Source organism: Actinomadura nitritigenes, from assembly GCF_017573545.1.
Classification (GTDB): Bacteria; Actinomycetota; Actinomycetes; order Streptosporangiales; family Streptosporangiaceae; genus Spirillospora; species Spirillospora nitritigenes.
This window is the reverse complement of record NZ_JAGEOK010000006.1, coordinates 283765-305911: the sequence shown is the minus strand read 5'-3', so window position 1 is coordinate 305911 and position 22147 is coordinate 283765. Positions and strand designations below refer to the sequence as shown.

Sequence of the window (22147 nt, the reverse complement as noted above, 5' to 3'; positions counted from 1 at the left end):
AGGCTCTACTGCGCTCGGTCCCATGAACACGTCCTCCCCCTGGCGTGTTTTACTTAGCGCAAATGATCACCTACGAAGCGTAGTTGAGACGGGCAACAATCGGAACGTCCGTCACGCGGGCGTCGCGCTTCCGTTCGAGGGGGACGGCGGACCGGACGCCGAGGAAGAGGCGGGCGGGTCCGACGACGGCGGATCCGGTTCCCCGCCCGAGGGCGCCGGATCGGACGGCGGAGGCGGGTCCGAGCGCGGCGGTGCAGACGACGGCGGGTCCGGTTCGGACGACGTCGGCGGATCACCCGGCCGGTTCGTCTCGGTCGGAGTGGACGGAGCGCCCGTGCCGGGCCCCGTCGGTGGAGGAGTGGGAGTCGAGCCGCCACCTGGCGTGCCCGGGGTATCGGCACGCCAGGTGACGCACACCTGGATTCCACCCGGCTGGAACGAGATGCCGCCCTCTCCCCGCGCGCGCGATCGGCGGGACACGTACACGGAGACGGTGACGGTCTGGCCGGCCCCCAATCGCCCGGAGGATCTACTCAATCGGAGCGCGCCCCAGGTCCTGGCGCTCCACGCCACCGGCCCTCCCGTCGCCTGCAGTTCCACTGAGCCACCTGAGCCTGCGGCAAGGTCCAGGTACAGCGGGGACACCGCAAGGGCGCCCGACGGGTTCGTCGGGGAGGGAAGGGCGCCTCCCTGCGCCGGTGAAGGAGGTGACGGGTACAGGGCGGTGGGCGGTGCGGAGGAGCCTAACGAGCCCAACGGAAAGGTGGCCGACACCGGCGCGACGTCGACGACGCCACTGCGGCCTCCCCTCGGTGCACGGCCGTCAGGCATCGGACTGTGGGCGAGACCGGTCACCGCACTGGGCATGGGTCCCCCAAGACCGCCCGCCCGGCCGGTGTCCTCCGCCTGGCCGAACAACCCGCGCACGGCGGCGATCCCACCGCTGAAGAGGACCGCCACCATCACGAGCACGGCAAGGGCATGTGCAGCCTGTGCGGCCAGCCCCTCGGGCGGTAATACACCGCGCTCCCCCTTCGGCCGCCTTCGTGGGAAGAGCCGCTTTCTGGGGCGAGGCACCCGGACCTGGCCCGCGGACGGCCCCGGCTGCACAGGGAACCCGGCCGAGGTGAACTCGGTGACGCGTGTGGCCACGAACAACCGGTAGCCGACGAGTTCGGAATCCATGAAGCAGCTCAGCACCCGGAGCCGCAGTTCCTCGGGCGGGTCCGCGTCCGGGAGCAGCCCGTACACCTTGGCCGCCGATACGCTGCGCGGCCGGAACGGGCCGCAGGCGGAGCATTCCTGGGCATGCACCAGGAGCCGCTCGCCCAGTTCCGCGGTGAGGTCACCGTGCCGTTGCCGCAGCAGCCGGGCACGTTCCGCGCAACCGTACGGGCCCTGCTTCACGAGGATCTCCGCCGTCAGCGCCGCTTCGAGTTCGGCGTGCGCGCGCTCCAGGGCCGCCTCGGCTTCCTTGACCGGCACGTCGAGGATGGCCGCCAGATCCGGAACGGACATCTGGTGCCGGACCCGTAGCTCGAGGACTTCCCTGGAGACGGCCCGGAGCGACGCCACGGCCTCCCAGGCGGTGATCCTCTGGTCGACGTCCTCCTGGTCGTGGCTGGCGACCGGCAGGTCGGGCGCCCGCTTGCGCACCGGCGACCGCCGGGCGCACTCCAGCCGCGCGATGGCGTACAGCCACGGCCCGAACCGGTCCGGATCGCGCAGCTTGCCGATGTGCGCCTCGGCGACGACGAACGTGTCGCGCAGCGCGACCTGTGCGGCGTCCCGCTCCCGCAACTGGAACCAGCAGTAGGCGTAGAGCCGATCGGCGTAGGCCGCGTACATGGCGGCCGGGGCGCCGGTGTCGCGCTCGCGCAGCGCCTCGACCAGGAGATGGTCGTTCATGCCAGAAAAGGTAAAGCCTCCCGAAGGTCTTTACTGGCAATTTCACAAGATCGAACTGAGTGGCACCGCTCAATTCTTCCGCATTTTCGGATGCTTTTCCCGAGTGTTGCATTTGACGGTTTTAGCGGGGATTCGCCCGTTCTCCCGCCTTCCATCCGGCCGCCGACCGGAGTCGCACCCGCCATCGGGCCTGCGGGTTTGACACTGTCATCATGACAGTGTCATCATCGAGCCATGGACGTCACCTGGACCATCGGAGAGTTGGCGGAGCACGCTGTCGCGGTGCTCGCCGCCGGCGAGTCCGCGCAGGTCAACGGCCGGGTGCGCGACCTGCCCAACGAGCGGCTGATCCGCTGGTACACCACCATCGGGCTGGTCGACCCGCCCGCGGGCCGACGCGGCCGCACCGCGCTCTACGGCCCGCGGCACCTCCTCCAGCTGGTCGCGGTCAAGCGGCGCCAGGCGGCGGGCCGCACGATCGCCGAGATCCAACTCGAACTCGCCGCGGCGACCGACGCCGCCCTCGAACGCATAGCCGCCCTTCCGCCCGGCGCCATGGAATCCGCGGCTGAAGTGCTGCCCCCGGCCACCGGATCGCCTTCGACGAGTTCGGTGTCCGACGCGGAAACGGCTGATTCGGTGCGGCGGCCGGCCAGGCCGCACCCCGAAGCCGCCCCGCTTGACGACACCGCGACCCCGCGCGCGGCGTCCGCGGAAACCGGACCGCCCGCCGGCGGCGCGCAGCAGGCCGATGAAGCGCCGCGATCGGCCAGTGCGCAGCAGGTGGACGGTGCGCAGACGGCCGATGGCGAAGCGCAGACCAGGGGTCGCTTTTGGGATGCCCGTCCCGACATGTCCTTCGGCCGCGCCACCGTGGCGTCGGACTATCCCCGTCCGGTTCCGCCCGTCGTGCAAGGCGTCCGCCTCGCACCCGACCTCACCCTCCTGCTGGAGGCCGGCTCGCTCAGCGCCGACGACCTCCACGCCATCGAGACCGCCGCGCGGCCGCTGCTCGACGAGCTGGCCGCGCGGGGGCTCATCGCCTCCCCCGCAGACTCCGCTCGCCCGCCCGCCGATCCTCCCCGGAGGCCGCAATGACCGTCCGCATACTCCCCCTGCCCGAGACCGACGCGCCCGCGGAACCCGGCGGCGGGCTCGGCGCCCTGGCCACCGACCGGGGCAACCTCCCGCTCGACACCGTCGACGTGCACGCGGCGATCATCGGTCTCGCCGCCGGAGTCGAGGTCCTCCAGGGCTTCCGCAACCCGTTCGACGTGCCTCTGGAAGCGACCTACATCTTCCCCCTGCCCGACCGCGCCGCCGTGACCGCGCTGCGCATGGAGGCGGACGACCGGGTCATCGAGGGGACGTTGAAGGAACGCGGCCAGGCCCGCCAGGACTACAGCGCCGCCATAGCGGCAGGGCAGCGCGCCGCCCTCGCCGAGGAGGACCGCCCGGACGTGTTCACCATGCAGGTGGGCAACATCCTGCCGGGCGAGCGGGTGACGATCCGGCTGTCGCTCACCCAGCCGCTGCCGCACGAATCGTCCTCCACGGCGACGTTCCGCTTCCCGCTCGTCGTCGCCCCTCGCTACATCCCGGGAACGCCGCTGGACGACGAGGCCGCGGGCGGCGGAGTGGCCGAGGACACCGAGGCGGTGCCGGACGCGTCCCGGATCAGCCCGCCCGTCCTGCTGCCGGGGTTCCCCAACCCGGTCCGGCTCGCGATCAGCGCCGACATCGACCCGTCCGGTCTGCCGCTCACCGAGATCCGCTCGGCCCTGCACGTGGTGACCGAGGAGAGCGGCGGCGACCGCACCACGGTCCGGCTCCGTCCCGGCGAGCGCCTCGACCGCGACTTCGTCCTGCGGCTGGGTTTCGCGCCGCGGGAGAGCGCGGCACTGTCGCTGGTCCCGGACGAGAGCGGCGACGAGGGCACCTTCAGCCTGACGGTCCTCCCCTCGGGCGACGCCCGGCCGCGCCCCCGCGACGTGGTGCTCGTCCTCGACCGCTCGGGCAGCATGCACGGCTGGAAGATGGTCGCCGCCCGGCGCGCCGCCGCGCGGATCGTCGACACGCTCCGCGACGAGGACCGGTTCGCCGTCCTGTCCTTCGACACCGTCGTCGAGCGCCCGCGCGACCTCGGCTCCGGCCTGGCCGCCGGCACGGACCGCAACCGGTTCCGCGCTGTCGAGCACCTGGCCGCGCTGGACGCCCGCGGCGGCACCGAGATGCTCACCCCGCTCAACGAGGCCTGCGCTCTGGTCGCCGGCTCCGAACGCGACCGGGTGCTGGTCCTCATCACCGACGGGCAGGTCGGCAACGAGGACCAGATCCTCGCGCACCTGGCGCCGCGTCTGGAGGGCGTGCGCGTCCACACCGTCGGCATCGACCGCGCCGTGAACGCGGGCTTCCTGAACCGGCTGGCCTCGATCGGGCAGGGCCGGTGCGAGCTGGTCGAGTCCGAGGACCGCCTCGACGAGGCCATGGACGAGATCCACCACCGCATCGGCGCGCCCCTCGCCACCGGCCTCTCCCTGCGGGCCGAGGGCCTGGAGATCGTCTCCGATTCGGTGGCGCCCGCCCGCCTGGGCGCCCTCTTCCCGGGAGTGCCGCTCGTGATCGCGGGGCGCTTCCGCGGAGCGACCGCCGGATCGATCACCGTTCAGGGCACCGCGGCCGACGGCACCGCCTGGCGGCAGCGGGCGCCCGGCACCGTCGCCCGGAACCCCGCCGCCACGGCGATCTGGGCGCGCGCCCACCTCCGCGACCTCGAGGACCGCTACACCGTCGGCGGACCCCCGGACCTCGAACACCGCATCGTCGAGACCTCCCTGCGGTTCGGAGTCCTGTGCCGCTTCACCGCCTTCGTCGCCGTCGACAGCCGGGTCGTGACCGATTCGGCCGCGCCGCACCAGGTCGTCCAGCCGGTCGAGGTGCCGGACGGCTGGGCCGCGCCCGCCGCCCCGGGGCCTGACGGGCTGTACGCGACGTTCGAGGGCGCCGCACCCGCCCCCGCGGTGTCGTACGGATCGCCGAGCCCGCTGATGGCGCCTCCTCCCGCACAGCCTGCGGGTGGTCCTCCGCCGTCCACCTTCGCGCCGCCGGCTCCCGGCGGACCTCCGCGTCCGAGCGCCGCGCCTCCGCCGGCCGCTCCGGCCGCGCCCGGCAGCGCCCCCCGGAGCAGGCGCCCCGCCGGCGGCGGTGCCCCCGCTCCCGGTGGACCGCCCACCCCACCGGCCACTCCCAAGCGCCCGGTCGTCTTCGACGATCACGACGACATCGATGTGCCCGACTTCCTCCGGGACTCCACGCCCCCCGCGACCCCGGCGCGCGGCACCGGCACGCCCTCCGGCCACGGCACACCCGAGCAGCCCTCGACGCCCGACCTCGATGCCTTCAAGCAGGAACTGGCGCGCCTGCTGGAGTCGCTGCGCGGGGCACCGTCGGACACCGGCCACCGCATCGGCCGCCTGCAGCATGAGGTGCTTCCGGCGCTGACGTCGGTCGTCGAACGCATGCACGCGCATTTCGCGCCCGACGCCGAGCCCCTCCGCATGCTGGAGACGCTCCGCCAGGCTCTGCTCCGCATCAGCACGAGCAGCCCGAAGCACGAGGTCGACGACCTCTGGACCCGCACACTGCAGGCCCTCGGCGAGTTCACCGGCGAGCCCGTCCATCCACCGACCCGCCGTCCCTTCTGGAAGCGAGGCCAGTGATAGCGCCTGCCCACGACGGAGGGGCGGCCTCCCGGCAGGGAGGCCGCCCCTGGGCCCGGCGGACGGCCGGGGACACGCAGGTCAGGCGTGCTTCGCGCGCGTGACGCGGAGCAGCGGGATCAGGTTCAGCGCCAGGCCGACCACCGCGACGCCGCTGACCAGGTTGACGCCCGGGTGGAACTCGGCGAAGCCGCCGCCTCCCCCGGCCGTGCCGCCCGCGACCAGCGCGGTCACCACGGCGAGGACCAGGGCCGCGCCGACCTGGCCGGACGTCTGCACCAGGCCGGAGGCGAGGCCCTGCTCGGAGTCGTCGATGCCGTCGGTCGCCTGCGCCATGATCGAGCTGAAGCCGAACGCGAAGCCGCCGCCCAGCAGGAGCATCGTCGGCAGGATGGTGAACGCGTAGTGCGGGGTGTTCCCGGCGGTGGCCAGGAACCACACGTACCCGAGGCTCAGCGACGTCATGGAGCTGATGATCAGCCGCGGCGTCCCGTAGCGGTCGATCAGCCGGCCGACGAACGGGGAGCCGAACGCCACGATGAGCCCGGCGGGCAGCAGCGCCATGGCCATCCTGAGCGGCGACCAGTGCAGGACGTCCTGCAGGTACAGGGTCATCATGAACTGGAAGCTCAGGTACGAGCCGAAGAGCGCGACGATGCTGAGGTTGGCGCGGACGATGGTGCCGATCCGCAGGATGCCGAGCCGGATCAGCGGGTGCCGCACCTTGTTCTCGGTGACGACGAAGCCGATCAGCAGGGCGGCGGCGAGCGCCACGGAGCCGAGCGTGACCGGGTCGAGCCAGCCGCGGTCCGGCGCCGAGACGACGGTGTAGACGGCGAGGAGCATGCCACCGGTCAGCGTGACGGCGCCGACGAGGTCGTGACCGCCGTCCGCGGCGGGCTTGTCCCGCGGGATCAGGGCGATGCCCGCGGCCAGCGCGACCAGGGCGAGGGGAACAGGGGTCAGGAACGTCCAGCGCCAGCCGAAGCTGGTGAGCAGCCCGCCGAGGATCAACCCGGAGGAGTAGCCGCTCGCGCCGAAGACCGAGAACACCGACAGCGCCCGGTTGCGCGCGGGTCCCTCGTGGAAGGTGGTGGTCAGGATGGACAGGGCGGTCGGCGCGGTGAACGCGGCGGCCAGGCCCTTGACGAAGCGGGTGACGATGAGCAGCGTCCCGTCGCTCACCAGGCCGCCCACCAGCGAGGCGGCGGCGAACACGGCGAGCGCGATGAGGAAGACCCGGCGGCGGCCGAGAAGGTCGGCCGTGCGTCCGCCGAGCAGCAGCAGGCTGCCGTAGCCGAGCACGTAGCCGTTGACGATCCATTGCAGCGACGTGGTGGACAGGCCGAGCTCGGTCCCGATCGAGGGAAGCGCGACGCCGACCATCGAGACGTCGAGTCCGTCGAGGAACAGCACGGCGCACAGCACCGCGAGGACCCCCCACAGCCGGGGAGTCCAGGCCTGTTCGGCAGGCGCGCTCGCGGCGGCCGGCCCGCGGACGGCAGAGGCGGGTGAGGTGTCGGTGAGAGTCACGTCGGAGGACGATACATGCACATGCATTCAATGTCCAAGCATAAATTTCGTACGAACTTAATGCGTGTGCATCTGATGCACGCGCATGCTAAGATGCGCGGCATGGAGTCGGAGACGGCCCTGGTGGGCCGGTGGCGCTCGCTGGCGACGTGCTACAACACGGTCGCCTGCGATCTCGATCGCTCGCTGCAGGAGGCGCACGGCCTGAGCATGAGCGAGTTCGAGACCCTCGACAGGCTCGTCGAGGTCGACTGTGAGAAGCGCCGCATGCAGGAGATCGCCGCGGCGATGTATCTCAGCCAGAGCGCGCTGTCACGGACGGTCGCCCGGCTGGAGAAGCACGGCCTGGTCGAGCGCGTGATGTGCGAGTCGGACCGCCGCGGCGTGTTCGTCGCCGTGACCGAGGCCGGCCGCGAGCGGCACGCCGAGGCTCACAAGACCCACATCGAGGTCCTCGCCAGGCACCTGCCCGCCCCCGTGTCCTGACGCGTCCGGCGAGCGGAGGCCGAAAGCCCCCGGCCGCCTCACCCGGACGGCCTGACCAGAGCCCGCCTCACCCGGACGGCCTGACCAGACCCAGCTCGTAGGCGATGATGACGAGCTGGACGCGGTCGCGCGCACCGAGCTTGGCGAGCAGCCGCGCGACGTGCGCCTTGGCCGTCGCCACGCTGATGACCAGCTCCGCCGCGATCTCCTGGTTGGACAGGCCGCGCCCGACCAGGATCAGGACCTCGCGCTCGCGCTCGGTGACGCCCTCGGCGGAACGCGGCGGCCTCGGCGCCGGTTCCGGACGCGCCGCGAACTCCTCGATCAGCTTCTTGGTGACGCTCGGCGCGATCAGGGCCTCCCCGTTCGCGACGACGCGGATGGCCGCCAGGATCTCCTCCAGCGCCATGTCCTTGACGAGGAACCCGCTGGCGCCCGCCCTGAGCGAGCCGTAGACGTACTCGTCGTCGTCGAACGTGGTCAGCATCAGGACGTGCGCCGTCTTGATCCGCCGGGTCGCCTCGATGCCGTCCATGTCGGGCATCCGGATGTCCATCACGACGATGTCGGGGCGGGTCTCCTCCACCAGTGCGACCGCCTCGGCGCCCGTCCCGGCCTCGCCGACGATCTCCATGTCGGGGGTGTCGGCCATGAGGACGCGCAGGCCGGTGCGGATCAACGGCTGGTCGTCCGCCAGCACGATGCGGATCGTCATGCCACCGCCGCCGGCAGGGGGAGGCTCGCCGCCACCCGGAACCCGCCACGGGGACGCGGCCCGGCGGTGAAGTCGCCGCGCAGCAGCGCGACGCGCTCCCGCATCCCGACGATCCCGTAGCCGGCACCGACCACGCCGCCGCTGCCGTCGTCGTCGATCTCGACGGTCAGCTCCTCGTCCCGATAGTCGATCGTCACCCGGCAGCGGTCGGTGCCCGCATGGCGGACGACGTTCGTGACCGCCTCCTGGACGATCCGGTAGGCGGAGAGGTCGACGTCCGGCGGGAGCGGCCGCGGCTCTCCCACCCTCCGGACCTCGACCTCGACGCCCGCGTCCATCGTCGCAGCGGCCAGGCGGTCGAGATCGGCCAGGCCGGGGGCGGGACCGAGCGGAGCGGCGCCCGGGTCGTCCCGGCGGAGGGCGGTGAGCATCCTGCGCAGTCCGGACAGGGTGTCGCGGCTGGTCACCTCGATCGCGTCGAGCGCGTTGCGCGCCTCCGCCGGCTGCGTGTCGATCACCCGCCCGCCCACGCCGGCCTGGATCGCGATGATGCCGATGCTGTGCGCGACCATGTCGTGCAGCTCGCGGGCGATCCGGAGCCGTTCGGCCGCGACGGCCTGCGCCGTGGCCTGCTCGCGAAGCATCCCCGTGTGCGCGCGCCGCGCCCGTACGGAGTTCCCCGTCATCCAGGTCACGGCCATCGCCAGGACGACGGTGATGTGAAGCACCCTGTCCGCGGACAGCCAGGCGAGGACGGACAGGACCTGCAGCAAACAGGTGACGACGGCGACGGGGGCTGAGAGCCTTCGCTCACGTGTCGCCGCGATGTACCCCACCGCGAGATCGGTGAGCACCAACTCCAGGCCGGCGATCACCCCGTTCCGCGTCTGCATGAGGGCGATGATCCACGCGAGGAGCAGGAGCCCATGGGCCACCAGCGGGCGGCGCCTCAGCAAGGCCATGACCAGTGCCGTGAGACCGACCGACAGAAGCACGTCCGCCTGGTCGGGGAACACCGGCGGGGACACCGTCAGGTACAGGACGCCGGGATAGAGGACGGCCCCGCTCCAGGCCAGGGGCGCGCCGGCGACTCGGCGCGCTCGACGCCACGGCAGGGCTGACATGCGCTGATCGTAACCTTCGCCCGCCACCCCGCACATTGGCCCGCAGGCGTAATCCTCCAGGCTGTGGACAACCGCGATAAGTGTGTTCGGCGGCCCGATGCCCGGCCGCCGCGCCGTCGGCACCGTTGTCTCCATGAAACGCTGGGCGCTGTTCATACTGGCCTTCGAGACCCTCGGAATCGCGCTCTTCTCGGCGATGTACGACTCGCTCGATTTCCGCATCTATTGGCTGGGAGGACACGTCGTCACGGACGGCTCCCGCCTCTACCAGGAGCGCATCGCCGGCCTCTGGTTCACCAACACCCCCTTCATGGCGGCGTCGTTCGCACCTCTCGCCGCATTGCCGCTCACCCTCGCCCGGATGCTGTGGCAATCGGCCGCGTTCGGGGCCCTCATCTGGGCCTGCGCCTCGACCGCGAAACTGGCCGGCCGCCGCCCGCCCCTCGTCGCGGTCGTGACCGCCGGCCTTCTTCTGGAACCCGTCTGGCACTCCTTCTTCCTCGGCCAGGTCAACCTCTTCCTCTTGGCCCTCGTCCTCGCCGACATGCACCGAGCGTCCCTCGGCCGTCCGGCCGGGATCGGCATCGGCATCGCCACCGCGATCAAGCTGACACCGGCCGTCTTCATCGTCCTGCTCCTGCTCGCGAGAAGGACCAAGGACGCCGTCACTGCCCTTGCCGCCTTCGCCGTCTGCACCTTGCTCGCCTGCGCGATCGCGCCGGACGCGTCCCGCATCTACTGGCTGCACACCTTCTTCGACACGTCCCGCGTCGGCGTCACGTACATCAGCAACCAGTCCCCCTATGGAACGTTGGCCCGCATACTCCATGGCACAGACGAGATAGGCAGCTGGTATACCGCCATCCCGCTGACCATCGGCGTTTTCGGCCTCGCGATCGCCGCACTTTGGGCGAGGCGCGGCGACTGGCTGAGCGCTACCGCGGTCACGGGCACGACCGGCCTGCTCGTCTCCCCCATTTCTTGGGCGCATCACTGGGTGTGGATCGTCCCGGTCCTGGCCGTCCTATTGCGCGACGAACGCCGGAAGACCGCATTGGCCGGCTGCGTCATCTTCGTGCTGTCCCCCTTGTGGTGGACACCCCATAACGGAGACCCGCGCGAATACGGCCTCCATCTCTTGACACCGGTAGCCAACTGCTACCTCATTGCCGGCCTGTACTTCCTCATCCACATGACCGTCCGCCTACGAACTGATCCACGTTCAGGACTCACCCTCCAGAACCTCGTCGACGAGGCGCCGGATATTCCGATAATCCACAATTCAACGCACAGGGAAGACCATGCCCTTCACGGCGGCGTTGTCACTACTCCTCCGACTGCTGGTGAACAGAGCGAACGACTGTGACACCCCCAGGCCGAAGCCGCCGCCCCGCCGAGTTGGCGGATGGCGGACAGGGGAACTCCTCGCCGGACGTCCGATCATCCTCACCCGCCTGCGGCGTGCGCCAGGAGACACAGGACTCCTGCAGTGCCGCGCTGCGGAGCCGGTCCCGAGGGTGTCCCGAGGTCACCGCCTTACCGGTAGGCGCTGAAACCCTGACCATAGGTGATCTTGAGGTGAAATGAGAGGTATGTGATACTTCTTCCCAAGATCACTTACTTGTGGTGATTTCGCTCGCGCTCTGCCTGGGGGGACGTTGAGGCGACCAGTGCACCCTCGTCCGGACGAACCGATCACAACCCGGAGCCGTCCGCCGGCGATCGATTCGGTCCCGCGCCCCTGATGCCGTCACCGGCCATCCGCCCCGTGTGCCACGCCTGACCCGATCTCCTTGCTTCTCGGAGGGATGCGACGTGTCGACAGTCACCCGACCAACTGCCCGGGACGGAGCCGCAGAGACCAGGCAGCCCATCCGTGTCTCGCTGCGCAAGGTGATGAGGGACCTGCACCGCGGCGGTCCCCTGCACATGCTGCAACAGGTCGGCCATGACGCCGACGGCGCGATCGCCCGGCTGGATCTGGGCCCGTTCCGCCCCTTCCTGGTGTCGCATCCTGACCACCTGAAGCACATCCTGCGCGACCGGAGCGACAACTACCCGCGCGGGGCGGCGATGTGGGACGCCCTGGGGCGGCTCGCGGGCAAGGGGATCGGCGGCGAGGGCGCCCAGTGGCACGCCTCACGGGAGATCCTGAAGCCCGCCTTCTCCGCACGCCACTTGAGCTCCGCCAGCGAGCAGATGATCGACTCGATCCTCGGCGCCGTCCAGGATCTGGGACGCCGCGCCGCGACCGGCCGCCCAGTGGACGCGGGGAGGGAGATGACGCGCATCGTGCAGCGGGTCATCGATCCGCTCTTCTTCGGACGCCTGGTTCCGGCCGAGGAGGGGGACCGGCTGGGAGACGCGATCGCCACGGCGATGGGGAGCCTGCTGTGGCGGATGGCGATGCCCTTCATGCCGCACTCGATCCCCGTCCCGGGCGACCGGGCCTTCAAAGCGGCGACGAGAACGGTGAACGAGATCCTGCGACCCGTGGTCCACCAGGCGCGCGCCGGCGGCGCCGGTGGTGACGGCAACGACGTGGTCACCCGGCTGCTGAACGGCGTCGGCGCCGACGGCGCACCGTTGACCGACGAGCAGGTCTGCGACGACATCGTCGCCCTTTTCGTCGCCGGGAGCGAGTCTTCGGCCATCGCCCTGTCGTGGGTGTGGGTGGCACTGGCGCAGCACCCGCACGTGGCCGAGGAGGTCGTGCGGGAGGTCGACGCCGTGGTGGGGCGGGACCGTCCGCGCTATGAGCACATCCGCAAGCTCAACTACACGCAGATGGTGCTGAAGGAGGTCCTGAGGATCTACTCGGTCGGCTGGGCGGTGCCCCGTGTGGCCTTGGAGGACGACGTCATCGACGGCGTCGCCGTCCCCGCCGGAGCCACGTTGGCGATCAGCCCTTACCTGACCCACCGGCTGGACAGCGTCTGGCCGGACCCGCACCGGTTCGACCCCACCCGGTTCACTCCCGAGCGCAACCGCAGCCGGCACCCTCTCGCCTACGTGCCCTTCGGGTCCGGCGTCCACCAATGCCTCGGGGAGGCCTTCTTCGGACAGGAGGCCGCCCTGATCGTCGCGGCGATCCTCGGCCACTACCGTGTCGAGCTGGCCGCGCCGGTGGGACCCAAGCTGTCGCTGACCCTCCAGCCCCGCGAACCGGTCGAGCTGATCCTCACGCCACGCCGGTGACGACGCCCAACGGCATCCCGTCCCGCAACCCGTACCGCCGGTCGGAAGGACGTACGTGAGCGAAGAACCCTCCGTGGGATCAGCGGCCGTGTCGGAAGCCTTGGTGGGAGACGCGACCGCCCGAGAGGCCGCGGAAGTGGAGGACGACCTCCGCCGGTTCGCGCTGCTCTTCCCGGGGGTGTTGCGGATCCCGCCGATCGAGCCGGTTCCTGCGCGGCTGGCCCAGGCGATCGCTTTCGGTGCCCCCGGCTACACCGCGGACCAGCTGCGCGCGGCGGCCCGGACCTCGCTGTGGATCTTCGCCGTGGACTTCCAGGTCGACCATCTGGCGACCTCGCGAGCCGAGATCGCCGACATCGTCGAGCGCTGCGAGCGAGTCGCCGGCGGGGGGTCCGCGGCCGAGGGCGACTCCCTCTGTGAGGCGCTCGCATGCCTGCGAGAGGACCTGTCCGCCTCTCCGGCGTTCGACGAACTGGAGCCGGTGTGGCGGGAGGAACTGCGCCGGATGCTTCATGCGATGGCGCTCGAGTGGGAATGGAAGGACCATCTCCGCCGGGCGGACCGGCCCCCCGGGGCGGACCAGGGCGGCGGGGAACGGCGGCCGCCCGCCCGACCGGTGCCGGAGACTCTGGACGACTACCTGGCCATCGCCGACAACTTCGGCTCGGCCTGGGTGAACGTGGTCCATTGGATCGCCGTCGACGACCCCGTCATCTTGACGAATCTGTCCGAACTCCGCGAGGCGAGCCGCACCGTCCAATCGATCCTGCGGCTGTTGAACGACCTCGCCACCAGTGACCGCGAGAACGAGTGGGACGACCTCAACGCCCTGAGGCTCGGCGCCGACGAGGCGACCGTCCGGCTCCGCATGGACGACCTCGTACGATGCCTCGCCGGCCGGCTGGAGCCGCTCCGTGCGACCTGCCCCCGAGGGGCGGCCTACCTTGAACACCAGCTGAAATTCAGCCAGCAGTTCTATGGATCCCAGTCCGACTACTGGGGTGATCTTCCTGACATCGGATAGGCCTCCGCCATCTCCACCGAGACGATCGGCAGGGTCGCCATATAGCACAACCGGCTGACGCCTCGAGAGGCCGCCCCTGCGCGCGATGGGGCAAGAAGCCGAGAGGCCGATTCGCCTCGCTTAGGTGCTCCGAAGTCATTAGGGTGCCTCTGTGTAATCGGCGGCCCGACGAGACGGCACCGGCCTCCCCACGATCGGGAGGCCACGGGGTCACCCCCCGCTCGGGCGGCCTACCCCGTGCTCACCGGTCTTATGAGGAACTTCATGCGTCCGCGTATTTGGCCTTTCCGAAGGCAGGGTCGTGACCGCCAGATCCGGCTGAAATCGCGGATCGCCCTGATGCTGTTCCTCCTCGTCGCGCTCTGGGTCTTCAGCTTCTGGGCCACCTCGACCGAGGGCTACAACCTGCTCCAGACCAGCAAGATCGACAACACCGCGGGCCGTCCGACCAAGACGCTGATCACGACCCTGCAGGGCGAGCGGCGCGCCTCCCTCGTCTACCTGGGCGGACGGAAGCACGGGCTCAGCGCCGCCGACCTGCGGCAGCAGCGTGCCCACACCGACCAGGTCATCGCGGAGTGGCGGCGCACCGCGAAGGATGCGCCCGGCAGCAAGATCCGCCGTGCCGTCGCGGCGACCAGCGCCCAGCTCAGCAACCTGCCCTCCCTGCGCGCGGCGATCAGCAGCGGAACCATCACCCGCGACGCCGCGGCCAAGGGGTTCAACACCGCGATCGACGCCGGCTTCCAGATCGTCAGCGTCAACGCCGAACTGGACGACCCGGACATCTCGGCCGACGGTCGGGCCCTCATCGCGCTGACCCGCGCCCGCGAGATGCTGTCGCGCGAGGACGCCTTCCTGGCGGGTGTGCTGGCGGACGGTCGCTTCGGGACAGGTGAGTACGTCAAGTTCGCGCAGACGGTCGCGCTTCGGACACAGGCCGAGCAGGACGCCGCCGCGCAGCTTCCCGACGCCGACCGACGCCGCCTGCAGGAACTGCAGAAGGGCACCGCCTACTCGGTCCTCCAGCGACTCGAGCAGCAGGCGCAGCAGCCTCGGCACCAGGGGCGGGCGGCCGTCACGCCCGTGCAGTGGCAGGCGGCCACGCAACCGGTTCTGACGGCCATGGACCGGACGGTCGACATCGGCGGCAACGAGGTCGTCGACAAGGGCACCGCGCTCGGTTACCAGGTCCTGGCCAAGTGGGCGGGCGTGGCCCTGCTGGGCGGCGCGGCCCTCATCGCCGCCATCGTCACGGGTTTCATCGCGACGCGGAAGCTGGACAGAGGACTCAAGCGCCTGCTCGCGGCGGTCCAGGAGGGCGAGGCGGAGCTGCCCGGCCAGCTGCGGCTGATCGGCGAGGGCAAGCACGCCGACGTGCGCCCCATCGAGTTCGGCGCCGACGAGATCGGCCAGATCGGGCAGACCTTCAACCGCACGGTGCGGCAGCTGGTGGCGGCCACCAGGGCGGAGGCCGCCACGCGAGCCGCCAGCCGCCGCATCATCCGCGACCTGGGCGACCGCACCTACTCCCTCATGACCCAGCTTCTCGATCTCATCACCGAGATGGAGAAGCGCCGCGACATCAACGACGAAGAGCTCCAACGGCTGTTCAGACTGGACGCCATCGTCGTCCGAGCGCTCAAGAACGCCCGGAACATCGGCTACATCGGAGAGAAGCGCGCCCTGCGCTCCGGGGGCACGAGGCCGGTCTCGCTCTATGAGCTGCTGCGCGATGCCATCGGGCAGACGCACGCCTACGAGCGCGTGCGGTTGGGCACCTACCAGGACTACGGACTCGTCGGATACGCCTTCGAGGACGTCGTCACGATCATCGCCGAGCTCATCGACAACGCGCTCATGTTCTCCGACAAGGTCGTGGAGGTCGAGACCACTCAGGTCGCGCACGGTGTGGCGGTCGTCGTGCAGGACCGCGGGTACGGATTCTCCGAAGAAGAGATCGCCCGGCACAACGCGTTCTTCGCCGAAGCGCCCGAGGTGTGGGACTCGGCGCTCAGCCCCGAGGGCAAGGTGAGGATCGGCTTCTACATCGTCGCGCAGCGGGCCCGCGCGCACGGAGTCAAGGTGACGGTCCAGAGCAATGCGTACCGCGGCGCGGACGCCGTGGTGCTGCTGCCGAACAGCCTGATCACCGATCCGCCGCCCAGGCCCGTCGCCAAGACCGGCACGGCGGCCACCCCGGTCGCGGTCGCCACCGCCGGCGGAAGCTCGGCCCCCGGCGCAGCGGTCGGAGTGCTCGAGGCTCCGCCCGAGCGCGCCCTGAAGGCGGTCCACAGCTCCGACAACGGCATTGCGCCCGACGAGGAGAACGAGGCCGACGCGGGCGCCGACGACGTCGACGAGGCCCGCGCACCTGTCGCCGAGTCGCCCGTCGAAGTGACCACCCCGGGCGGACTACCGGTCCGCAATCCCGGCACGAGTCTCGCTCCTGAACTCCAGGAGGAGTCACCGGCCGCGGTCGATGAGCCCGACCCGCTCGAGGGCCGGAGTCCTGAGCAGGTCCGCACGGTGATCTCGGCGTTCCAGCGCGGCACGGAGAGAGGGCGGAGCGAGGCGGCGAAGCGTCCTTCCGCAGACGGCGGCGCCGACGAGTGAGGGCTCGCAGCCGAACAGCCGGCAGCGGTGCGAACGGGAGACGACGGCCGGACGCCTAGCTTCGAAGTTCGCCCCGGCGGCCCGGCGGCCCGGCGCTCTAGCGCTCCGGCAGCGTCGGGTGCGGAGGTGTCGGCGTGATGTCGATCATGGTGTTGGTGATCGCCCATCTTTCGTGGTCCCGCCAGGCGCCATCGATGTACAGGAGCTCGGGCGAGCAGCCCTCATGACGGAAGCCGACTCGTCGGACCAGCTTGAGAGAGGCGTGGTTGCCGGGCTGGATCTGCGCTTCGAGCCGGTGAAGCCGCAATTGCTCGAAGGCGTAGCGCACCACCAGCGTGAGCCCTTCGGTCATGTAGCCCTTGCCGGCAGTGGGAGCAAAGGCGGCGTAGGCGATGGACCCTGACTGGAACCGTCCCCGAATGATGCTGTTGATGTTGACCACGCCGGCGATGGCCCCACTGCCGCGCGCGCAGATCAGCACGGACTCTTCGTCTGGCTGCGCGTACCGCGCGAGGTAAGCCTGGTACTGCTCTGGCGTGGACGGCAGGGACACCCATGGGTGATGCAGATCCGCGCTGGCGTGCACCAAGGCGAGGAACTCGTCTTGGTCACGGCTGGCGAGGTGGCGAAGAGTCACCCGGCGGCAGGTGCTCGATTCGTTCGCTTCAAAGACCTCGATCCCCGCATCGTCCACGGAGGGGACGATACCGGCAGATGGGGGATGCACGCCGTCGCCAAGCCGTCATCGCCGAGGGCCCCCGAACCACCGTCTACCGATCGCCCGGTTCAAAGCCCGGCAAGCCACAGAACTCCGACGGACATCACCGGTCGTACGCGCGGGACAACAGTGGACGGAGGGTCTCGTTCAACCGGGCCGTGGTGTCGACGGTCAGGCCCAGTTGTGCGCTACGAAGCTCTCCCGAGTACGTGGAGATCAGGTCTAGGTCCCTGAGCTGGCGGCGTAGTTCGTCGGCGAGGACTTCGTTCGGGTCACCGGTGAAGCCGTCGTCCTCGTTGAGGAGTTCGTCCACGGCTTCGACGGCACGCCCGCTGACAATGACCGCGAAGTCAACGCAGCCGTGCATGTAGGCCTCCGCCGCGTACAGCACGGCGGCCGCCGCAGGCTCGTCTGCGTCCCCGGGGCCGTTCTGCCCATCGTTGTGGCAGAACTCGCTCAGATAGTAGGTGCCGAGCGCCTGCTTGATCGCCTGGAAAGCGGTCTGGTCGCCGAGGGCTCCGTCCCACACCGCGTTCAGCTGCGGCCGCAGTCCAAGGGTGAACTCAGACTGGTCTTCGGCCGGCAGCGCTTCGTGGGCCTGCAACAGCCGCTCGGCGACCCCGGCGGCAAAGACGGTGCGTTCTTCGACAGAGACCACGGACAGCTTCGCGGCTACAGCAGCGTCCAGCTCTTGCCACACGTAGGCCCTCGAATCGGTACGGCGACGGCTTCGGACCGGCATCGTCCGCCAGACCTTGCGGACGATGCCGCGTACGGAGCCGGATGAGTCGATCAGTCCACCGTCCCAGACAGTCATGGACCAAGCAACGCGTGAGCTCGCACAGTGTGCCCGTCCAGTGGGCGACATCTAGCCGCGGGTCATGAACGAAGCGGTATGGACGCTGCTGTTAGCAGGCCCGTTAGCGAAAGGCCCCTTCCGAGTGATCGGAAGGGGCCTTCGAGATGGAGCCGCCTATCGGAATCGAACCGATGACCTATTCATTACGAGTGAATCGCTCTGCCGACTGAGCTAAGGCGGCGCGCCGTGCGAACACGGCTGGATGCAGTCTACCGGGTCCGCGGGGGTGGATGTGCACTGGTTAATCCGCGGCACGGCCCCGGTCAGCGGCAGAGCTTCCCGTTCTTCGGCGGCTCCGTGGTGAGCAGGTAGGTGTCGGTGGCCTTGGTGATGCAGGCGTTGCCCTGCAGGTAGGCGGTGTGCCCGTCGCCGTCCAGGGAGAGGAGGACGCCGGAGTCGAGCTGCTTGGCGAGGCTCTGCGCCCACTTGTACGGGGTGGCGGGGTCGCGGAGGGTGCCGATGACGACGATGGGCGGGGCGCCCTTGGCATGCACGGCCTGGGGTTGCTGCTTCGGCTGGACGGGCCAGTAAATGCAGGGAAGCCCGCCCCAGACGACGAAGGGGCCGAAGTGGGGGGCGGCCTTCTTGGCCTGGTCGGCGGCCTGGCCATACGCGGCGAGCGTCGGCGGGTTGGGCTTGTCGATGCAGTTGACGGCCATGTTGGCGTCCGTCTGGTTGCTGTAGGTGCCGTTCGGCTTGCGCTCGACCATCTGGTCGGCGAGCGCCAGGAGGAGCGTCCCGTTCCCCTGCTGCATGGCCTGGCTCAGGGCCTGGCGCAGGAGGGGCCAGTAGTCCTTGAGGTACAAGGCGGTGGCGATGCCCATGACGGCGAGGGACTCGGTGACCTTCCGCGAGTCGCGCGTGTTGGCCAGCGGGGTCTTGTCGGTCTTGGCCATGAAGGCGGTGAGGTTCTTCTCGGCCTCGCTCGTGGACGTCCCCAGGGGGCAGCCGGCCGACTTCACGCAGTCCTCGGCGAACGCGCGGAAGGCCGTCTCGAACCCCTTGGACTGCTCCACCAGGGTGCCGATCGCGGACTCCTTGGGGTCTACGGCGCCGTCCAGTACGAGGGCACGGACGTTCTTCGGGAACTCCTCCGCGTAGATGGCGCCGAGGTAGGTGCCGTAGGACGCGCCGTAGTAGGTGAACTTGGAGTCGCCTACGGCGGCGCGGAGGATGTCCATGTCGTGGGCGGCGTCCTTCGTGCCCACGTAGGGGAGCTCGGCGGACGCCTTGCCCTTGCAGTTGTTCGCGAACTGCTTGCTCAGCCCCGCGAAGGCGTCGGTCTCCTGCTTGTCGTCCGGCGAGGAGTCGGCGGCGAAGAAGCCGTCGAGCTGCGGCCCGGTGTTGCAGCGGACGGGGTCGCTGGCGCCCACGCCGCGCGGGTCGAAGCCGACGATGTCGAAGCGCTTGCGCAGGTCGGCCCCGAAGCTCGAGGCGGCCTGGCGGACGAAGTCCACACCGGAACCGCCCGGACCGCCCGGGTTGGTGAACAGCGAGCCGATCCGGGCGGACTTGTCCTGGGCGGGGAGCCGGATCATGGAGATGCCGACCTTCTCGCCGGACGGCTTCGCGTAGTCCAGCGGGACCTGCGCGGTGGCGCACTGGAACCCGCCGCCGCAGCTCTTCCAGTCCAGCTTCTGGCCGTAGAAGGCGCCGAGCCCGGACGGCGCGGTGCCCGGCGATGTCGCGGCCGTCGCCTCGCGGCCCCCGCCGCCGTCGCCGCCGCTGCACCCGGTCGCCGCCGCCAGCGTCGCCGCCATGGCCACGCCGATGTATCTCGCTGCCCGCACCTGGACCCCGTCTCGTCGTAGCGGCACGTACCCCGGCGCCTACGCTACGTCGGACTGCTGGTCGAGGGCCACTTCCCTCGGTGATCGTGTTCGATGCCGTCGAGCAGCCATTTGAGCCCTAGGTCGAAATCCTCCTGGTTGTAGAGCCCGGTGTCGAGGACCGACCTGAGGTGCGGGAACTGCCCGCTCTCCAGGAGTTCGGCGATGTACGCCTGCTCCAGCACGCTCTGCCGCGCCTCGCCCAAGGCCGTCGTCCCCATCTCGCGAAGCCGCTGTTCACGCAGGACGAAACCGAGCATGTAGTGGTCGACGGTCGTGACGATGGCCAGCATCTCCTCGGGGTCGTCGGTGAGCCTGGCCGCGGCGGCCATCGACTGCTCCGCGTGCCGCAGCCCGTTCGGCCCGACCCGCGGCGACCGGCCGGCCAGCTCGAACATCCAGGGATGCCGGAGGCCGGCGGCGCGCTCCTTCCGCGTGATCGCGATCATCGCCTCGCGCCAGTCGTCCGGCAGCCCGTCCTCGACCAGGACCTCCACGGCGACCACGTCGTACATCAGGTCGAGGAGGTCCTCCTTCGCCTCGATGTGCGTGTAGAGGCTCATGGCGCGCACGCCGAGCTCGCTCGCGACCCGGCGGATGGAGACCGCCTCCAGCCCCTCGGCGTCGGCGATCTCGACGGCCTTGTCGACGATCGCCTCACGCGTCAGCTTCGGACGCCGGCCACCGCGCGGACGTGCCCAGATGTCGTTGGGACGGGTCCGTTCGCGACGCTCGGCCCGCTCTCCGCGCTCGCCCCTCGCGGCCCGTTCTGCGCGCTCGGGCGGCTCACTGCTCTCTGCCACGCCAGCGATCCTAACCGCTACGGCGTATCGATACGGTGTACAGAGCAATCGAGACGGTGTACGGTGTGACCGATACGGCGTACGGAAACGAGAGGACCGATCGTGATCGCGACCCAGAAGGCACCCCCGCCCGAGGCGGAGACGGGCATCGATCCACATCTGCGCAACCTGGCGATCGTCGTCGTGCTCGGCGTGGTCATGACGGTGCTCGACAGCACGATCGTCAACGTCGCGATCACCGCGCTCGGCAAGGACTTCGACACCTCGCTGTCGACCATCCAGTGGGTCGTGACGGGCTACACCCTGGCGCTGTCCATGGCGATCCCGATGACCGGCTGGTCGGTGCGGCGGTTCGGGGCCCGGACCATGTGGCTGGTCTCGCTCGGCCTGTTCATCGGCGGCTCACTGCTGTGCGGGCTGGCCTGGTCGGTGCCGTCGCTCATCGTGTTCCGGGTCCTGCAGGGCCTGGGCGGCGGCATGCTGATGCCCGTCGGCCAGACGATGCTCGTCCGGGAGGCCGGGCCGAGCCGGATGGGACGGGTGATGAGCATCGTCTCCGTGCCCGCGATGCTCGCCCCGGTGCTCGGCCCGCTGCTCGGCGGCGCGATCGTCGACCACCTGAGCTGGCGCTGGATGTTCTACGTCAACATCCCCCTCTGCGCCGCGGCGCTGCTGGCGGCCGTCCGGATGCTGCCGCGCGACACCGAGCGCGACGCGGACGCGCGGCTCGACGTGCTCGGCATCCTCCTCCTGTCGCCCGGGCTCGCCGCCCTCGTGTACGGGCTGTCCGAGGCCGGGAACGGCAGCAGCCTCACCGGCGCCCGCTTCCTCACCAGCGTCATCGCCGGCGCCGCCCTGGTGATCGCCTTCGCCCTGCACGCGCTCCGCAAGCGCGAAGGAGCGCTCATCGAACTCCGCCTCCTGCGCACCCGTGCCTTCACCACCGCCACCGGCGGGTTCTTCCTCTACAGCGCGTCCGTGTTCGGGCTGATGATCCTCATCCCGCTGTTCGCCCGGATCGTCCGGGGCGAGTCCGCGCTGGACTCGGGATGGCTGCTCGCCCCGATGGGCGCCGGCGCGATGATCACCATGTCGGTGGCCGGACGGCTGGTCGACCGGTTCGGCGGCCACTGGATCGCCGCGGGCGGCGCTGCGATCGTCCTGATCGGCACGCTCGGCCTGACCACGCTCGATCCCACGACGGGGCGGGCTTTCATCATGGGCGCGATGTTCGTCGTCGGGCTCGGGCACGGCATGATCGCCCCGTCCCTGATGGCGGCGAGCTACCAGGGACTCCCCCGCGAGGCCGTGGGCGCGGCGACCACGGGCGCCAACATCCTGATTCGGGTCGGCAGCTCGTTCGGCACCGCGGTGATGGCCGTCGTCCTCCAGATCGCCATCCGTCACGAGGTCCCCGGCGCCAGCGGCAACCTCGCCGAGGCCGCGTCCCAGCACACCGCCGACACCCCGACGCTGCTCACCAACGCCTTCACCGAGACCTTCTGGTGGACGGCGGCGATCCTCATGGCCGCGCTCCTGCCCATCCTGGCCGTCCCTGGAAAGGCGAAGGCAGCGGAGTCATGATGCCCTCGGCTCTGCCGCACGCGCCCTTCCG

The 22147-nt window shown here is 70.4% G+C and carries 16 protein-coding genes and 1 tRNA gene; 8 read left to right on the top strand and 9 right to left on the bottom strand.

From position 1 onward, the window contains the following. Nucleotides 1-111: 111 nt before the first annotated feature. Nucleotides 112-1908, bottom strand: coding sequence for an RNA polymerase sigma factor (locus J4557_RS11270; protein WP_208266423.1), 1797 nt, complete (start codon nucleotides 1906-1908; stop codon nucleotides 112-114). A gap of 234 nt (nucleotides 1909-2142) precedes the next feature. Here J4557_RS11270 and J4557_RS49485 point away from each other — a divergent pair, with 234 nt between their 5' ends. Beyond that, complete coding sequence (locus tag J4557_RS49485; RefSeq protein WP_243775569.1) at nucleotides 2143-3006, top strand: MerR family transcriptional regulator; 864 nt, start codon at nucleotides 2143-2145, stop codon at nucleotides 3004-3006. Next, nucleotides 3003-5627, top strand: coding sequence for a VIT domain-containing protein (locus tag J4557_RS11260; RefSeq protein ID WP_208266422.1), 2625 nt, complete (start codon nucleotides 3003-3005; stop codon nucleotides 5625-5627). Before J4557_RS49485 ends, J4557_RS11260 begins: the two co-directional genes overlap by 4 nt. Nucleotides 5628-5708: 81 nt before the next feature. On the opposite strand, the gene J4557_RS11255 is transcribed toward J4557_RS11260, so the two are convergent. Continuing rightward, nucleotides 5709-7160, bottom strand: a complete 1452-nt coding sequence (locus tag J4557_RS11255; protein ID WP_208266421.1) for an MFS transporter — start codon at nucleotides 7158-7160, stop codon at nucleotides 5709-5711. Nucleotides 7161-7262: 102 nt separating this feature from the next. Between J4557_RS11255 and J4557_RS11250 the strand changes: the two genes are divergently transcribed. Beyond that, nucleotides 7263-7646, top strand: a complete 384-nt coding sequence (locus tag J4557_RS11250; protein ID WP_307799651.1) for a MarR family winged helix-turn-helix transcriptional regulator — start codon at nucleotides 7263-7265, stop codon at nucleotides 7644-7646. Nucleotides 7647-7713: 67 nt separating this feature from the next. Here J4557_RS11250 and J4557_RS11245 read toward each other — a convergent pair whose 3' ends face one another. Next, the gene (locus tag J4557_RS11245) at nucleotides 7714-8361 is read right to left on the bottom strand and encodes a response regulator (RefSeq protein ID WP_208266420.1); all 648 of its coding nucleotides are present in this window, start codon (nucleotides 8359-8361) and stop codon (nucleotides 7714-7716) included. Beyond that, nucleotides 8358-9485: a sensor histidine kinase gene (locus J4557_RS11240; protein ID WP_208266419.1), complete on the bottom strand. Its 1128-nt coding sequence runs from the start codon at nucleotides 9483-9485 to the stop codon at nucleotides 8358-8360. The genes J4557_RS11245 and J4557_RS11240 overlap by 4 nt, the downstream gene beginning before the upstream one ends. 133 nt (nucleotides 9486-9618) lie before the next feature. On the opposite strand from J4557_RS11240, the gene J4557_RS11235 reads away from it, so the two are divergent. From J4557_RS11235 to J4557_RS11220, 4 genes are all read left to right on the top strand, one after another. Continuing rightward, the gene (locus tag J4557_RS11235) at nucleotides 9619-10851 is read left to right on the top strand and encodes a glycosyltransferase 87 family protein (protein ID WP_208266418.1); all 1233 of its coding nucleotides are present in this window, start codon (nucleotides 9619-9621) and stop codon (nucleotides 10849-10851) included. 530 nt (nucleotides 10852-11381) lie between these two features. Next, entirely contained in the window at nucleotides 11382-12683 is a 1302-nt protein-coding gene (locus J4557_RS11230) for a cytochrome P450 (protein ID WP_208266417.1), read from the top strand. A 136-nt stretch (nucleotides 12684-12819) separates the two neighbouring features. Next, on the top strand, nucleotides 12820-13707 hold the full coding sequence (locus tag J4557_RS11225; RefSeq protein ID WP_208266416.1) for a terpene synthase family protein: 888 nt from the start codon (nucleotides 12820-12822) through the stop codon (nucleotides 13705-13707). Nucleotides 13708-14046: 339 nt separating this feature from the next. Further along, nucleotides 14047-16323 (top strand): ATP-binding protein, encoded by a 2277-nt coding sequence (locus J4557_RS11220; RefSeq protein WP_208266415.1) that lies wholly within the window; start codon nucleotides 14047-14049, stop codon nucleotides 16321-16323. A 97-nt stretch (nucleotides 16324-16420) separates the two neighbouring features. Here the strand turns inward: J4557_RS11220 and J4557_RS11215 are convergent, their stop codons facing one another. The 5 genes from J4557_RS11215 to J4557_RS11195 form a co-directional block, all read right to left on the bottom strand. Beyond that, nucleotides 16421-17017: a GNAT family N-acetyltransferase gene (locus J4557_RS11215; RefSeq protein WP_307799649.1), complete on the bottom strand. Its 597-nt coding sequence runs from the start codon at nucleotides 17015-17017 to the stop codon at nucleotides 16421-16423. A gap of 127 nt (nucleotides 17018-17144) precedes the next feature. Then, nucleotides 17145-17858 (bottom strand): hypothetical protein, encoded by a 714-nt coding sequence (locus J4557_RS11210; RefSeq protein ID WP_208266414.1) that lies wholly within the window; start codon nucleotides 17856-17858, stop codon nucleotides 17145-17147. A 147-nt stretch (nucleotides 17859-18005) separates the two neighbouring features. Continuing rightward, nucleotides 18006-18081: transfer RNA gene (locus J4557_RS11205), tRNA-Thr, on the bottom strand. 82 nt (nucleotides 18082-18163) lie between these two features. Next, entirely contained in the window at nucleotides 18164-19690 is a 1527-nt protein-coding gene (locus J4557_RS11200) for an alpha/beta hydrolase (RefSeq protein WP_307799647.1), read from the bottom strand. A gap of 44 nt (nucleotides 19691-19734) precedes the next feature. Next, nucleotides 19735-20532: a TetR/AcrR family transcriptional regulator C-terminal domain-containing protein gene (locus J4557_RS11195; protein ID WP_208266413.1), complete on the bottom strand. Its 798-nt coding sequence runs from the start codon at nucleotides 20530-20532 to the stop codon at nucleotides 19735-19737. 102 nt (nucleotides 20533-20634) lie between these two features. On the opposite strand from J4557_RS11195, the gene J4557_RS11190 reads away from it, so the two are divergent. Further along, nucleotides 20635-22116: an MDR family MFS transporter gene (locus J4557_RS11190; protein WP_208266412.1), complete on the top strand. Its 1482-nt coding sequence runs from the start codon at nucleotides 20635-20637 to the stop codon at nucleotides 22114-22116. The last annotated feature ends 31 nt before the right edge of the window (nucleotides 22117-22147 follow it).